Annotated in this window: 9 protein-coding genes; 5 read left to right on the forward strand and 4 right to left on the reverse strand. The window is 74.0% G+C overall.

Annotated features, from left to right (window positions below):
* Positions 1-4: 4 nt before the first annotated feature.
* From ACZ5DC_RS27365 to fxsT, 4 genes are all read left to right on the forward strand, one after another.
* Positions 5-3,385, forward strand: coding sequence for an SAV_2336 N-terminal domain-related protein (locus tag ACZ5DC_RS27365; RefSeq protein ID WP_468656972.1), 3,381 nt, complete (start codon positions 5-7; stop codon positions 3,383-3,385).
* Between the two features lie 92 nt (positions 3,386-3,477).
* Positions 3,478-3,756, forward strand: coding sequence for a hypothetical protein (locus tag ACZ5DC_RS27370; protein WP_468656974.1), 279 nt, complete (start codon positions 3,478-3,480; stop codon positions 3,754-3,756).
* A complete protein-coding gene (locus ACZ5DC_RS27375) occupies positions 3,753-5,075 on the forward strand; it encodes an aKG-HExxH-type peptide beta-hydroxylase (RefSeq protein WP_468656976.1) in 1,323 nt (440 codons plus the stop codon). Before ACZ5DC_RS27370 ends, ACZ5DC_RS27375 begins: the two co-directional genes overlap by 4 nt.
* Before the next feature lie 83 nt (positions 5,076-5,158).
* The gene (gene fxsT / locus ACZ5DC_RS27380; protein WP_468656978.1) at positions 5,159-8,161 is read left to right on the forward strand and encodes an FxSxx-COOH system tetratricopeptide repeat protein; all 3,003 of its coding nucleotides are present in this window, start codon (positions 5,159-5,161) and stop codon (positions 8,159-8,161) included.
* Positions 8,162-8,316: 155 nt separating this feature from the next.
* Here fxsT and ACZ5DC_RS27385 read toward each other — a convergent pair whose 3' ends face one another.
* The 4 genes from ACZ5DC_RS27385 to ACZ5DC_RS27400 all read right to left on the reverse strand — a co-directional run bounded on the left by ACZ5DC_RS27385 (position 8,317) and on the right by ACZ5DC_RS27400 (position 15,080).
* Entirely contained in the window at positions 8,317-12,129 is a 3,813-nt protein-coding gene (locus tag ACZ5DC_RS27385) for a multifunctional oxoglutarate decarboxylase/oxoglutarate dehydrogenase thiamine pyrophosphate-binding subunit/dihydrolipoyllysine-residue succinyltransferase subunit (RefSeq protein WP_468656980.1), read from the reverse strand.
* A gap of 299 nt (positions 12,130-12,428) precedes the next feature.
* Positions 12,429-13,553, reverse strand: a complete 1,125-nt coding sequence (locus ACZ5DC_RS27390) for a HAMP domain-containing sensor histidine kinase (RefSeq protein WP_468656982.1) — start codon at positions 13,551-13,553, stop codon at positions 12,429-12,431.
* The gene (locus ACZ5DC_RS27395; RefSeq protein WP_014674952.1) at positions 13,550-14,290 is read right to left on the reverse strand and encodes a response regulator transcription factor; all 741 of its coding nucleotides are present in this window, start codon (positions 14,288-14,290) and stop codon (positions 13,550-13,552) included. Before ACZ5DC_RS27395 ends, ACZ5DC_RS27390 begins: the two co-directional genes overlap by 4 nt.
* Positions 14,291-14,402: 112 nt before the next feature.
* Positions 14,403-15,080: a spermidine synthase family protein gene (locus ACZ5DC_RS27400; protein ID WP_366751949.1), complete on the reverse strand. Its 678-nt coding sequence runs from the start codon at positions 15,078-15,080 to the stop codon at positions 14,403-14,405.
* 197 nt (positions 15,081-15,277) lie between these two features.
* On the opposite strand from ACZ5DC_RS27400, the gene ACZ5DC_RS27405 reads away from it, so the two are divergent.
* Entirely contained in the window at positions 15,278-16,075 is a 798-nt protein-coding gene (locus ACZ5DC_RS27405) for a rhomboid-like protein (RefSeq protein WP_468656985.1), read from the forward strand.
* Positions 16,076-16,114 lie beyond the last annotated feature (39 nt).

The following is a 16,114-nucleotide window of genomic DNA, read 5'->3' on the forward strand; positions in this document are numbered from 1 at the left end:
GCGGATGCCGGGGATGCGCCTGGACGAGCTGATCGGCAAGCTGCGCCAGGGCGGGCTCCAGCCGACCGCCGAGGACGTGGCCGACGCGCTCTGGCTGGCCCGGCGGCTCGGCACGTCCGCGCCCGGCGACCCCGACGACGGGCCGGGCACCGGCGCCGGGGGACCGTCCGGTCCTTCCGGTCCCGCCGGTTCCCCGGGCACCCGCGGCGCGTCCGGTCCGCAGGCGCAGGACGGGCCGCCGGACGGGCCCGGACCGGACGGCCCCGGCGACCCGCAGGCGCTCCGCGCGGACGCGCCCGCCCCCGCCGTCCCCCTGCACACCCCGGGCCCCGCCCCCTACACCCGCACCGACGGCGACCCCGCGGCCTTCCCGGTCCGCGCCCCCGCCGCCGGCGCCCTGCCCGGACTGCTCGGCCTGCAGAAGGCACTGCGTGCCCTCGGCCGCTACCGCACCGCCTCCGCCCGCGGCCGGGACGAGCGCATCGACGAGGCGGCCACCGCCGACCGGGCCGCCGCCAGCGGCATCCTGCTCCCCGTCACCCGGCCCGGCCGCCACCGGCGCTGCGACGTCCAGCTGCTCATGGACACCGGGCCCGCCATGGCCGTCTGGGGCGAGATGGTCGAGGAACTGCGCCAGGCCTGCCAGCAGTCCGGCGCGTTCGCCTCCGTCCGCGTCCACCAGCTGTACGCCGACGACGCCGGCACCCCCCTCGTCGGTACGACCGCCGGTCCCGGCCGGCGCACCCGGCTGCGGCCCGCCGACGAGCTGCACGACCCCAGCGGGCACCGGCTCACCTTCGTCATCAGCGACTGCGTCGGCCCCCTGTGGCAGAACGGCACCGCGCAGCGCCTGCTGCACGACTGGCCGCGCACCGCCCCGCTGGCCGTGGTCCAGCCGCTGCCGCCCCGGCTGTGGGGCCGTACCGCGCTGCCCGCCGAGCCGGGGCTGCTGGTGCGCACCGGCGAGTCCGGCGGGCGCCTGGACTTCCTGCCCGAGGACGAGCCGTGGGAGGAAGCGGAGGAACCGCCGCCGGGCGCGCGCCCCGTGCCGGTGCTCCAGCCCACCCCGGAGGCGTTCGCGGCCTTCGCCCGGCTGCTCGCCGGCACCGGTCCGACCCGCGAGCACGCCTGGGCCGGCTTCGCCCACCCCGCCGCCGCGCCGGGGGCCGTCGCCGCCGAGGCTCCGGCGCGCACCGACGAGGAGCTGCTGCGGGCCTTCCGCGCCGGCGCCTCACCCGGCGCCCTCCGGCTCGCCGTCTACCTCGCCGCCGCGCCCCTCACCCTGCCCGTGATGCGGCTGGTCCAGCGGGCCATACTGCCCGACACCGGTCCCATGGAACTGGCCGAGGTGCTGCTCGGCGGACTGCTGCGGCAACTGCCCGGCACCGAGGACCAGCCGTGCTTCGCGTACTCGCCGCGCATGCAGGACCTGCTGCTGTCCTCCCTCGACCAGGACACCGCCGGACTCGTCCTCAAGCACTGCTCGGCGTACGTGGAACGGCACTTCGGCAAGGGCACCCGCAACTTCGCCGCCCTGGCCGCGGCCCGGCTCGCCGACCACGACCCGGACGCCGGCACCGTGCGCCGCTCGGGGGACGGCGGTGCGCGGGACACCGGCGGCAGCGTGGAGGCCGAGCTGTTCGCCCGCATCCCCGCGCGCGTGCTGCGCTTCTACCTGCCGGACCTGGTCACCCCCGATCCGCTGACCGAGGCCGAGCGGCTGCTCGACCGGTGGCGGCAGCTGGCCGACCCGGAGATGCTGCGCCGGGCCCGGGAACAGGCCCGCGTCGCCACGGCCGGCACCGGCGCCGACGGTCCCGGTCCCGTGGCCCGGGCGCGCCTGGTCCTCGGCCGCGTGCTGCGCGCCGAGGCCGGTACGGCGGGTGCGCGGGCGGAGGGGCGGCGCGCCGGGCTGCTGCGGGAGGCGGCGGCCGAACTCGCCGGCGCGTACGGGGCGGCCCCCGCCGACAGCCGGGAACGGGCGGAAGCGGCCCTGGAACTGGCGTCGTGCCACCGCGAGCTGTGGGAGCTGACGGCGGAGGGGGACCACCTGACGGAAGCGCTCGGCGCCCTGGACGGCGAGGTCCCGCCCTGGCCGCGGATCACCGCCGTCGCCCGCGACTGGCGCCCCGGCCCCGCGGGTACCGAGGGCACGGGTCCGGGCGACGGCGGGTCCGGTCACGCCGGCGGCGGGGCCGGTCAGGGTGGTCCCGGTGACGCCGGAGGCATGCACGGCGGCAGCGGTGACGGCGGCACGGACACCGCCGTACCCGCCGCTGATCCGGAGCCGTCCCCCGGGAGCCCGGGCGGCGTGCCCTGGGAGGTGACCGCACACCGGGCGCGGCTGTTGCTGGCCGGGCGGGTCCTGCTCGACCTGCGGCGGCCCGGCGCCGCAGAGCCCGTACTGCGGGAGGCCTGCGCCGTGCTGACGCGGGAACGGGTGCCCGACGCCGTGCGGGGGCCCGCGCTGCTCGACCTCGCGCGGGCACTGCACCGGGACGACGTCGAGGACGCCGAGCTGCGACGGGCGCTCGGCGAGGCGCTGGAGGCCGCCGGGGACGATCCGGACCTGCTGCTGCCGTGCCTGGCCGCGCTGGCCGCGTTCCACGACGCGGCCGGGGAGAGCGGGCAGGCCGACGCGGCGTACGAGCGGGCCGCGCTGCTCGCCCCCGCCGACGGCCCGCTGCGCGTCCGGCTCCTCACCGCCTGGGGCGAGTCGCTGCTGCGGCGGGCCTCCGCCGGTGACGGGGCCGGTGTGGTGGACCGCGCCGAGTACGTGCTGCGCGAGGCGCTGAAGTCGCTGCCCGCCCGGTCCGCGCACCGCGGCCGGCTCCAGGGCCTGGTCGGCAGCGCCCTCGCCCAGCGCTTCCGCCACGTCGGCTTCCTGCCCGACCTGTTCGAGAGCCGGCACCTGCTCGGCCAGGCGGTGCGCGCGGCGACCGACGCGGCCGTACGGGCCGAGGTCTGGCTCCAGCTGGGCCGGGTGCGGCTGGAGGGCTGGTACCACGCGGGCGCGCCGGTGCTGATGGAGGCGTTGCAGGCGTACGAGAACGCCGAGCGGGAGGCGGAGGCCGCCCACGGCGGCGACCCCGGCTCGGTGACGGCCGCACGCGCCCGGCACGGCTGCGGGGCGGTACTGGCGCTGATGGGACGGCCCGGCGCGGCCCGTGACGCCTTCCGGGCCGCCCTGGACCAGTGGCAGCGGCTCGTCGGGGCGCTGCGCGAGGTCGACTGGGCCGACGTCGAGCTGACCCGGCGGGCGGAGCGGCGGCCGCCGCCCGCGGACGCCCGGTCGCTGGCCGGGCCGGACTGGCGGGAAACGGCCCCGCCGTGGTGGCCGTGGTCCCAGGACTGGGCCGACGCGCGCGAACTTGACCGGAGTTGAGCCGTCCAGGGTTTCTGGTTCCGGCCTGTCGGGAAGAAGTGGGCAGCCACTGCGGCTGTGCGGGGAGGCCGTGGGGCAGGGAGGAGCCGAGGGTGGGGGAGCTTAGGACACGGGGGGCCGGCCTCGGCGAGGACGCCGAAGAGGCCGTGTGCCCGCCCGACCTCACCGACGTCGACCTGCGGACACTGCGTGCCATGGACGGTCCGGCGGTGCTCGCGGCCGTCGCCGGGGTGCTCGCCGACCCGGACGGGCTGCGCCGGGTCTGGTACACCACCGGCGGGGACGACGAGATCACGCCGGGCCGGCCCGGGCGCGCGTTTTCGGCCGGTCCCGCGCGGCAGCCCTTACGCGGCGAGGACACCGTGGCATGACGCCGGGAGCCGTGGGACCCGAGGGGGACATAGGCCCGGCGGGCCCCGCTCCGGGACCGGTCCCGCCCGGGACCCTCGCCGCCCTGGCCCGCACCCGGCCGCTGCCCGCCGTCACCGCGGCCCTGCGCGCCGCCCTGCACGCCCGGCGGATGCTGCTGCTGAAGTCCCTGCTGGTCCGCTTCGACCGCGTGCGCGACACCCTGCCCGCGGCGGTACGGCGGCGCTTCGAGGACGACTGGGCGCTGCTGGAGCGGGCCGAACGGGCCGACGCACCGGCCGTCCGCGCCGTCCTCGACTATCCGACGACCGGTGCCTGGCTGGCCACCGCGCTCGCCGCGCCCGACGGCCCGGCGTTCGCCGAGGGACTCGCCGGGCTGGGCGCGGTGGCCGTCGCCGCCGCCCTGCGCGCCGGCTGCCGCTTCACCACCACCCGCGTGCTGCCCGCCGGCACCCTGCCGCTGCCCGGTGCCGGGCTGCTGCGCTGCGCCCGCGGCCGGGCCCGGCTCAGCGGCCGGCTGGGAACCCTCCGCGTCACCGACGGCACGGGCCGGACGCTGCTGCTGCCCGGGCCCGCCCCGGCCCAACCCGGCACCCGGTGGACCGCCGACGGCGCCCTGGCCTGGTCGGCGCTGCACACCCTGCCCGGCGGCACCGCCGTACTCGACGACGTGGACCCCCACCGGGTGCCCCCGGGCGGCATCGGGCCGGCGGCACTGCCCGCGGCCGAGCGGCCCTACTCCGACCCGGCCGCGTGGGCCGCCCGCTGGCGCGACGCGCACGCCCTGCTGGCCGCGACGCACCCCGCGCGGGCCGCCGAGACCCTGGCACTGGTGCGGGCCGTCGTCCCGCTGGCGCCGTCGGCGGGCGGCGGACCGCCGCTGAGCGCCACCGTGCGGACCGCGCCCGGCGCCGTCCTGGCCCAGCTGCCGGCCGACCGGCGCGAGCTGGCCGAGCTGCTGGTGCACGAGACGCACCACACCAAACTGGCGGTGCTGGACGAACTGGTCCCGCTGTGGCGGCCCGGCGGCAGCCTGCACCGGGTGGGCTGGCGGCGCGACCCGCGCCCGGTGCCGGGCGTCCTCCAGGGGGCGTACGCGCACCTCGCGCTGCTGGACCTGTGGGGCAAGGCGCGCACCGGAGCGGCCTGGGCGTGGCGGCGGCGCGCCGACGAGCGGTTCGAGGCGTGCCGGGAGCAGGTCGCCGAGGCCTTGTCCGTGCTGGCGGAGTCCGATGAACTGACCCCCTGCGGAAGGGAGTTCGTCCGGCACATGGGCAGCCACCACGCGCGCCTCGCGGGGAGCGCCCACGCGCCGGGCTGACGCTCCGTGGACGACCTCTTGCGTTACGTTATGCGTGCGGCCGCCCAGGAGACCGGCGGCGGCGGTGGAAGCAGGGAGCGGCGATGGCGGAACAGCGGCGGCCGGGCGCGAACGGCGCGGCGGCACCCGAGCACGTGCTCGTGGTCTTCCCGGGGTACTACCGCTCGTGGGCGGCGTGGATCGCGCAGTGCCTGGAGCGGCACGGACACCGGGCCACCCTGCAGCGCTGGGACCCGCCGCGCGAGGTCGCGCTGGAGGACTCGCTCGGCGATCTGCTGCTGGCCAGCGGAAAGGTGCTGCTGGTCCTCAACGACTGGTTCTTCGAACTGGGCCCCCGCCCGCCGGGCGAGTGGAACGACGCGCTGCGCGGCTTCGTCGCCGCCCACGCCGACCGGTTCGCGGCCGTCAACCTCACCAACCGGCCGCTGCTGCCCGCCACCGCCGTCCTGGAACCGGCCAGCCTGTGGGCGCTGAGCGAGGAGGCCGCCGAGGACCGCCTGCTGCGCCGCCTTGGGCTGGAACCGCTCACTCGCCCCCGTGTGCTCGCCGGCCGGATCCGCTACCCGGACGAGCGCTGCGAGATCTGGGGCGAGGTGCCGCGCCGCAACCCGCGCTTCACCGGCCGCGACGACCTGCTGGGCGAACTCCACCAGCGGCTCGCCGACGCCGAGCGCGGCGCCGCCGCCTGCACACTCGTCGGCATGTCCGGCATCGGCAAGACCCAGTTGGCCGCCGAGTACGCCCACCGCTTCAGCACCGACTACGACCTGGTGTGGTGGGTCAACAGCGACGACCGCACCATCCAGCGCGACCGCCTCGGCGAACTCGCCGTCGAACTCGGCCTGCGCATCGGCAGCGAGCCCGGCGAACGCATCCGCGCGGTCCGCAACGCCCTCAGGCGCGGGGAGCCGTACGGGAACTGGCTGGTGGTCTTCGACGGCTGGGACGACATCGACGCGGTGGCCTCGCTGCTCCCGCAGGGCACCGGGCACGTGCTGATCACCTCCCGCAACCGGGGCTGGAACGAGCACACCGACGTCCTGGAGATCCCCGCGTTCCTGCGCCCCGAGTCCACCGCCTATCTGATGCGCCGCGCCCCGCACATCACCGCCCGCGAGGCCGACGAGGTGGCCGCCGAGTTCGGGGACGTGCCGCTGCCGCTGGTGCAGGCCGCGTCCTGGCTCGGCGAGTCCGGCATGGAGGCCGCCGAGTACCTGCGGATGGTGCGCGAACGGCGGCTGTCCACCGTCGACGAGCCCGTCACCGGCGAGGGCTTCCCGCAGTCCTCCCTCACCTCCTGGGCGATACTGCTCAACCGGCTGCGCCGCTCCCAGCCGCAGGCCATCGAGGTGCTCGGCCTGTGCACCTCCTTCGCCCCCGGACGCATCCCGCTCGGCCTCATCCGCGCCTACCCGCGCGCCGAGCTGCCCGAGGAACTGCGCTGGATGTCCACCGACCTGCCCGCCTGGACCCGGGCCCTGGACACCCTCGTCAACTACTCGGTGCTCACCCGCGAGACCCGCGGCCCGCTGGCCGCCGAGATGGGCCCGCACCAGGAGTCGGTGCACATGCACCGGCTCGTCCACGACATCGTCTCCAAGCTGACCAGCGACGGCAGCCGGGAACTGCACCGGCGGGCGGTGCGCACCCTGCTCGCCGAGGCCGACCCCGGCAACCCGGCCGACAGCCGCAACTGGCCGCGCTACGCCGAACTGCTGCCCCACCTCGAACCCTCCGGCGCCCTGGAGAGCGGACAGCCGCGCGTGCAGGAACTGGTCCTGAACTGCCTGCGGTACTGCACCCGCAGCGGCGAGTACAGCGGCGGCCTGGAACTGGCGCAGCAGGTGCGCGCGCACTGGTCGCGGTTCATGGACCCGATCGACCAGCCGATGCTCGACCTGGCCACCCAGGAGGGCAACATGCTCCGCAACAGCGGCCGGTTCCGCGAGCTGTACGAGCTGCACCGGGGCGTGCTGAGACAGCTCCGGGCCGCGCCCCGGCGCAACGAGATCGGCGAACTCGTCAGCAGGAGCGCCATCGCCTCCGGCCTGCGCTCCCTGGGCCGCTACCAGGAGGCGTACGACCTCCAGCGCGAGGTCCTCGAGGGCAACGAACGGCTCCTCGGCCCGGACGAGCCGCCCACCCTGGTCGCCCGGCACAACCTCGGCGTCACCCTGCGCATGCTGGGCCGGTACGCCGAGGCGCTGGACCTCGACCTGGAGACCCTGGCCCGGCGCGAGAGCGTCCTGCGCGCCCGCCACATCAACACCCTGCACTCCGGCAACGCCGTCACCCACAGCCTCCGCCTGCTCGGCCGCTACCGCGAGGCGCTGGCCCGTCAGGAACCCGTCGTACGGCTCCATGTGCAGGTGCTCGGCCCGCAGCATCCGCAGACCCTCGAAGCCCGCTCCCAGCTGGCCATGTGCCGCCGCCGGGAGGGCGGGCACGCGCCGGACGTCGGCCCCGGGATGGCCAGCCTGCTGGACCAGCTCATCCAGCTGCACGGCCGCGGGCACTACCGCACGCTGGCGTTCCTCACCAACTACGGCAACTTCCTGCGCGAGCACGGCGACCTCAGCCAGGCCCGCGACCTCATCGACGAGGCGGAGGCCGGCTACCGGTCGCTGCTCGGCCCCGCGCACCCCGTGGCCACCGGCATGCTGTCCAACACCGGGCTGGTGATGCAGGCGGCGGGCGAGCGGGGCGAGGCCCTGTCCATGTTCGAGTCCGCCCTCGCCGGCCTCGGCGCCACGCTCGGCGCCGACCACCCCTGGGTGCTGGGCTGCGCCCTGAACGCGGCCGGCGCGCGCAACCTCAACGGCCGCATCGAGGACGCCGTCGAACTGAGCCGCGACACCCTGCGCCGGTCCCGGCACACACTGGGTCACGAGCACCCGCTGACCCTGTCGTGCCAGGTCGCTCTCGCCGCGGATTTGAGGGCGGCACACGAGCAGGAGGAGGCGGGGAAGCTGGAGGAGGACGCCCTGTTCGCCCTCACCCGCACGCTGGGAGCCCAACACCCCCACACGATCTCGGCCCGCCAACGGACCAGACCCTACTGGGACTTCGAGGCGTACCTGGGCTGAGATCAGGCCCCCGAAGGGGCGCGGGGAACTGCGCGGGTGACCACAGCCGGCCCGCAGCCGCGCACGAGGTCAGCCACCCCACCGAACAGGCGAAGGGCCCGGCGCCGAGCGGAAACTCGGCACCGGGCCCTCGTACCTGGCAGACCGCCGGAGGCCTACGCCTCGAAGACCTCCCGCACCAGCTGCTCCTGCTCCGCCTGGTGCCGCTTCGCGGAGCCGACCGCCGGGGACGAGGAGTGCGGGCGCGAGATGCGCCGCAGGCGCTCACCGTGCGGCACGTCCGCGCCGACCGCCAGGTCCAGGTGGTCGATCAGGTTGAGCGCGATGAACGGCCACGCACCCTGGTTCGCCGGCTCCTCCTGCGCCCACAGGTACTTCTCGGCGTTCGGGTACTTGTTGACCTCCGCCTGGATCTCCGCACCCGGCAGCGGGTACAGCCGCTCGATGCGGATGATCGCGGTGTCCGTCACGCCCCGCTTCTGCCGCTCGGCCTCGAGGTCGTAGTACAGCTTGCCGGCCACGAACACGACCTTGCGGACCGCGGCCGGGTCCGCCGCCGTGTCCCCGATGACCGGACGGAACTGGCCCGACGTGAACTCCTCCGTCTTCGACGCGGCGGCCTTCAGGCGCAGCATCGACTTCGGGGTGAAGACCACCAGCGGCTTGTGGTGCGGGTTGTGCACCTGCCACCGCAGGAGGTGGAAGTAGTTCGACGGCAGGGTCGGCATGGCGACCGTCATGTTGTTCTGCGCGCAGAGCTGGAGGAACCGCTCGACCCGGGCCGAGGAGTGGTCCGGGCCCTGGCCCTCGTAGCCGTGCGGCAGGAGCAGGGTGACGCCGGACGTCTGGCCCCACTTCTGCTCCGCCGCCGAGATGTACTCGTCGACCACCGTCTGGGCGCCGTTGACGAAGTCGCCGAACTGCGCCTCCCACATCACGAGCGCGTCGGGGCGGGCCAGCGAGTAGCCGTACTCGAAGCCCATGACCGCGTACTCGGACAGCAGGGAGTTGTAGACGTTGTAGCGCGCCTGGTCCTCGGCGAGGTACTGGAGCGGGGTGTACTCCTCGCCCGTCTCGCGGTCGATGAGGACCGCGTGGCGCTGGCCGAAGGTGCCGCGCTGGGAGTCCTGGCCGGACAGCCGCACCGGGGTGCCCTCCAGCAGCAGGGAGCCGACCGCGAGGGTCTCGCCCATGCCCCAGTCGATGGTGCCGTCCTCGACCATCGCCGCCCGGCGCTGGAGCTGGGGCAGCAGACGCGGGTGGACGTGGAAGGAGTCCGGGATGTTGACCTGGGACTCGGCGATGCGCTTGACGACCTCCGAGGAGATCGCGGTGTTCACCGCCACCGGGAAGTCCTCCTGCGGGTCCGCGGCGGGGCCGGCGGCCTGCTGGGTGGTGACGGCCTCGCGGACCTCCGTGAAGACCTTCTCCAGCTGGCCCTGGTAGTCCTGGAGGGCCTGCTCGGCCTCTTCCAGGGTGATGTCGCCGCGACCGATCAGGGACTCGGTGTACAGCTTGCGCACCGAGCGCTTCTTGTCGATCAGGTCGTACATCAGCGGCTGGGTGAAGGCCGGGTTGTCCGACTCGTTGTGACCGCGGCGGCGGTAGCAGATGAGGTCGATCACCACGTCCTTGTTGAACGCCTGGCGGAACTCGAAGGCCAGACGCGCGACGCGGACCACGGCCTCCGGGTCGTCGCCGTTCACGTGGAAGATCGGGGCCTCGATCATGCGGGCCACGTCCGTCGCGTACATGGAGGAACGCGAGGACTCGGGGGCCGCGGTGAAGCCGACCTGGTTGTTGATGACGATGTGGACCGTGCCGCCGGTGCGGTAACCGCGCAGCTGCGACATGTTGAGGGTCTCGGCCACCACGCCCTGGCCCGCGAAGGCCGCGTCGCCGTGCAGGGCGACGGGCAGCACGGTGAAGTCCGTCCCGCCCTTGTTGATGATGTCCTGCTTGGCGCGGGCGATGCCCTCGATGACCGGGTCGACCGTCTCCAGGTGGGACGGGTTGGCGGCCAGCGAGACCTTGATCTGCTCGCCGTCCAGGCCGGTGAAGGTGCCCTCGGCGCCCAGGTGGTACTTGACGTCGCCGGAGCCGTGCATCGACTTGGGGTCGAGGTTGCCCTCGAACTCGCGGAAGATCTGCGCGTAGGACTTGCCGACGATGTTGGCGAGGACGTTCAGGCGGCCGCGGTGAGCCATGCCGATGACGACCTCGTCCAGGCGGGACTCGGCGGCGGAGTCGATCACCGCGTCGAGCAGCGGGATGACGGACTCGCCGCCCTCCAGCGAGAAGCGCTTCTGGCCGACGTACTTCGTCTGCAGGAACGTCTCGAAGGCCTCGGCGGCGTTCAGCCGGCGCAGGATCCGCAGCTGCTCCTCACGCTCCATCTTGGCGTGCGGGCGCTCGACGCGGTCCTGGATCCACTTGCGCTGCTTGGGGTCCTGGATGTGCATGAACTCGATGCCGGTGGTGCGGCAGTACGAGTCGCGCAGCACGCCGAGGATGTCGCGCAGCTTCATCATCGACTTGCCGGCGAAGCCGCCGACCGCGAAGTCGCGCTCCAGGTCCCACAGGGTGAGCCCGTGCTCGGTGATGTCCAGGTCGGGGTGCTTGCGCTGCTTGTACTCCAGCGGGTCGGTGTCGGCCATGACGTGGCCGCGGACCCGGTAGGAGTGGATCAGCTCGAAGACGCGGGCGGCCTTGGTGACGTCGTCGTCGTGGCTGGCGTCGATGTCCTTGAGCCAGCGGACCGGCTCGTAGGGGATGCGCAGCGCCTCGAAGATGTCGTCGTAGAAGCCGTTCTCGCCGAGCAGCAGGTTGGCGACCTGGCGGAGGAACTCGCCGGAGGCGGCGCCCTGGATGACCCGGTGGTCGTAGGTCGACGTGAGCGTCATGACCTTCGAGATGCCGAGCTTGTTCAGGGTGTCCTGGCTGGTGCCCTGGAACTCCGCCGGGTAGTCCATGGAGCCGACGCCCATGATCACGGACTGGCCGGGCATGAGGCGCGGCACGGAGTGGACGGTGCCGAGGCCGCCGGGGTTGGTCAGGGAGACCGTGACGCCGGTGAAGTCGTCCATCGTCAGCTTGCCCTCGCGGGCGCGGCGGACGATGTCCTCGTAGGCCTGCCAGAACTCGAAGAAGTTCAGCGTCTCGGCCTTCTTGATGGCGGCCACGACGAGCTGGCGGTCACCGTTCGGCTTGACCAGGTCGATGGCCAGGCCGAGGTTGACGTGCGGCGGCTTGACGAGGGTCGGCTTGCCGTCCTTCTCGCCGAACGACCAGTTCATCGACGGCATGGCCTTGATGGCCTGCACCATCGCGAAGCCGATCAGGTGCGTGAAGGAGATCTTCCCGCCCCGGGCGCGCTTGAGGTGGTTGTTGATGACGATGCGGTTGTCGAACAGCAGCTTCACCGGGACGGCGCGGACCGAGGTGGCGGTCGGCAGCTCCAGGGAGGCGTTCATGTTCTTGGCGACGGCGGCGGCCGGGCCGCGCAGCGTGATCAGCTCCGGGCCCTCGGGGGCCTCGGCGGGCTTCGCCTTCGGCTGGGCGGGCGCCTGTGCGGGCTGCGCCGGCCTGGCCGGGGCGGGGGCCTTCGCCGCGGGGGCCGGGGCCGCAGCCGGGGCCTGAGCGGGAGCGGCGGCGGGCTTCGGAGCCGCGGGGGCGGCCGGGGCGGCGGCCTGGGGGGCCGGGGCCGCGGGCCGGGCCTGCGGGGCCGTGGTGGGGGTCTCTGCGGCCCCCGTGGCCGCAGTACCCGCCGGAGCCGGGGTGGCAGGAGCACCCGGCTTGTAATCGGCGAAGAAGTCCCACCAGGCACGGTCTACCGAATTCGGGTCCTGGAGGTACTGCTGATAGATCTCGTCGACGAGCCACTCGTTCGCACCGAACGCTGCTGCGGGGTTCTTCCCGGCTTGGTCGTCGGTGGAGATGCTCGAGTTACTGGGGGACTGTGGCGACACGGCGGCAACCGCCCTCTTCCGCTTCACAAGGTGATGGACAGCGGGAATAAAGGCTACGCCTCCCTGGCCGGGAAGGTCAGGTCGAGCAAGGTCATCGTCGCGTAAGTCACATCAAGAATCTTGTTTCAGGGCTTGAAATGGCGGGAAACAAGCGTGGTTGCGCAGGGGAGAGCGTGCGCGGGCACGGACCCTGCGCGTCTTCGTTCGACGGGTGCCCGGGCCTGCCCCGATCACACGTGTCCGGCCGCGCGGACCGGCGGCGGCCGGGGTGGATCTTGAGGTTCCGCTCGGACTTTACGTCAACTTGGAACGGAAGTCAGTCCCGGAAGAGTGACGATGATCCGGCAGCCCCGCTCGGATTCGGCCACACCGATCCGGCCGCCGTGCAGATCCACCGCCCACCGGGCGATCGCCAGGCCCAGCCCCGTACCGCCGTCGCTGCCCGGGCCGTGCGGCCGGGTCACCGCGCCGCGGTTGAACCGCTCGAACACCCGGTGCCACTCCGACCGGGGGATGCCGGGACCCTCGTCCAGGACCTCCAGCTCCAGCGACTCCGGCTGCGCCCCGCGCCGCGCCCGTACCGTCACCCGGCCGTGCGGCGGGCTGTGCTTGACCGCGTTGTCGATCAGGTTCGCGACGACCTGGTGGATGCGCTCGGGGTCCGCGTGCGCGGTCAGCTCCGGCGGGGAGACGTCGAGGTGCAGGTGGACGTCCGTGCGCGTGTGGCTGCCGGAGCCGGTGGCCATGCCCGCGCGCGCGGAGGCGACCATGTTGGCCTCCTTCAGCACCCCGGACAGGTACGGCCACACCTCGAACCGCCGCAGCTTCAGCGGTACGACGCCGTTGTCGAGCCGGGACAGGTCCAGCAGGGTCTCCACCAGCCGGCCGAGCCGCTCGGTCTGCTTCAGGGCCGTCCGCATGGTCTCCGGGTCGGCCTGCGTGACCCCGTCGACGATGTTCTCCAGCACCGCGCGCAGCCCGGCGATCGGGGTGCGCAGCTCGTGCGAGACGTTCGCGACGAGCTCCTTGCGCTGGTTGTCCTGGGCCTCCAGCTCGTCGGCCATGACGTTGATCGTCTGGGCCAGGTCGCCCAGCTCGTCCCGGCGGTTCTCGCGCACCCGGCGGGTGTAGTCGCCCTGGGAGATGGAGCGGGCCACCGCGTTCATCTCGTCCAGCGGCATGGTGAGCGAGTGCGCCACGAACTGCGTGATCAGCAGGGTGGCGATCATCGAGAAGACCGTGATGAAGCGCAGCTCCGTCTTGGTGTGCACCGCGACGATCGACAGACCCGTGGTGATCAGCACCGAGATGACGACCAGCACGCCCAGTTTGGTCTTGATCGAGAACGGGCGCACGCCGCCCCAGGGATCCTCGCCGAGGGTCCCGGGGCTCCTCCGCGCGGTCCGGCGCCCGCTGTCGCTCATGGGGTCGGCGTCTCCAGCGCGTAGCCCACGCCGTGCACCGTGCGGATGCGCTCCGCGCCGATCTTCCGCCGCAGCGCCTTGATGTGGCTGTCGACCGTACGGGTGCCGGAGGCGTCCGCCCAGTCCCACACCTCGGCCAGCAGCTGCTCCCGGGAGAGCACCGCGCGCGGGGTGTTCGCCAGGCACACCAGCAGGTCGAACTCGGTGGGCGTCAGGTGGACGTCCTCGGACTTCACCCGCACCCGGCGCTGCGCGTGGTCGATCTCCAGCTCGCCGAGCCGCAGGATGCCGGAGCGCGGGGTGGTGGCGGCCAGCGCGGCCCGCTCCACCCGGCGCAGCAGCACGTGCACGCGTGCGGCCAGCTCCCGCATCGAGAACGGCTTGGTCATGTAGTCGTCGGCGCCCACGCCGAGCCCGACCAGCATGTCCGTCTCGTCGTCCCGCGCGGTCAGCATCAGCACCGGCACCGGCCGCTGCGCCTGCACCCGCCGGCACACTTCCAGGCCGTCGAAGCCCGGCAGCATGATGTCGAGGATCAGCAGATCGGGCTGCCATGCCTCGGCGGTGTCGACCGCGGCCGGACCGTCGGCCGCGGTTTGCACGAGAAATCCCTCGGCGCGCAGCCGGGCCGCGATGGCGTCGACGATCGTGGGGTCGTCCTCGACGACCAGCACCCGGCGCTGTGCGCCCGGAGTGGTCGTCGCCGCGCCGCTCTGGGAGGTGTGTGTCTGCTCCATCGCCCGCCCCTGTTGTTGCTTTCCGGAATCAGTGGGGTGATCCCATGTCTGCGTTTGACGCTTGAATGATCGGCGTCAGGGCAGCACATTACGGTGACCGGCCGTGCTGTCGCTATCCAGGTCGGACGGCGAGGTGGACGGCGTCCGGAACGCCCCGGGCAACCGGCACCTCTTCGGTACGCACCTGCTGGAACCCGGCATTCCGCAAGCTTCCTTCAAATTCCGGGGAGGGTTCGGCCGACCACACCGCGAGCACCCCGCCGGGCCTCAACACCCGTGCGCAGGCGGCGAGTCCGGCCGGTGAGTAGAGGCTGTCGTTGTCCTCGGTGACGGTCCATCCGGGCCCGTTGTCGATGTCGAGGCACAGCGCGTCGAACGTGTCCGACGTCTCATTGACGTACCGCACGAGATCCGCTTCCACGATCGCGGTGCGCGGATCGGCGAGCGCGCCGGCGGACACCTCGGCCAGCGGTCCGTCCCGGTGCCAGCCGATGACGGCCGGTTCCCGCTCCACCACGGTGATCCGCCCCCACCGCGGGTCGGCGGCGGCGTGGGCGAGCGAGAACCCCACGCCCAGCCCGCCGATCAGCACCTCGGGCGCCGGCCGCCCGTCCAGCGCGGCACGGGCCGCGTCGACCAGCAGCCGCTCCGAGCGGCCGTCCGAGGTGTCCATCAGGAAGCAGCCGTTGGCGATGATCTGCAGCAGCGCACCGTGTCTGCGCAGCACCACCTCGCCGTACGGGCCGTCGCGCCGGTCCAGGACCACGGGAGTGTCGTACACGGCAGTCATGCCCCCATCCTGCTGGAACGGGGCGCGGTGTTCACGGGAATTGCGCAGGACACCCACGGACGGGTGGTGGTCCGGGCCGGGGGCGCAACCGCCTGGCGGGTGAGAGGTCGCCGTGAATCCGCCGCGGTGTGGCGTCGGTCATGGACAGCGCCGGGCCGAGCACGAAGGGTGGGGCGCGACGGAAGGAGCGACTCACCGTGGAACGGAGCACGACGGGTCCCACGCCGGACGCGTACCCGCCCGCGCCGGGCACGACCCTTCCGGACGGCACGGCCGCCGTCCCGGCCCCGGTCCTCGCGGGCCTGCTGGACGGCATGCCCCGCCAGCGCGCCGCCACCGCGGCCTCCGCCCCCGCGCCGCCCGCCCCGCGGTCCCACCGGCCGCCCCGCCCCTGGCACCTGCTGCCGACCCCCGCCGGCACCCCGTTCACCCTCGGCTACGCGGTCCTCCTTGCCGTCACCTCGCTGATCGCGGCCCACGCCGACCCCGGCCTCGTGGACTCGCTCCACCAGGGCTCCAGCACCGACGTGGCCCACCTGGTGCGCACCCCCGTGCTCGTGCTGGTCGCCAGCGCGCTGTGGGTCGCGGGCGGCGTCCTCACGCCGTACACGGTCGCGTTCGTGCTGGTGCTCACGGCGCTGGAGCGGCGGATAGGGGGAGCGCGGGCCGCCTGCGTCTTCCTGGCCGGCCATGTCCTGGCCACCCTCGCCACCGAGGTCCCGGTGGGCCTCGCCGTCCTGCTGGGCCACCTGCCCGACACCTCGCTGCACCGCCTCGACTACGGCATCAGCTTCGGCGTGGCCACGAGCACCGGCGCCCTGACGGGCCTGCTGCGGCCCTGGCTGCGCTGGCCGTTGCTGAGCCTGGCGGCCGGCGGGCTGCTGAGCGACCTGCTGGCGTACGCGGACCCGCTGACGAACTGGGGCCATGTCATCGCCCTGACGATCGGCGTGGCGACCTGGCCGCTGGTCCGACGGTGGCACCGCCCGGCCTGACCGGGCCGCGCTCACCCCAACGGCCCGCGGCCGCACGCG

This window comes from Streptomyces sp. NPDC031445 (assembly GCF_055581365.1).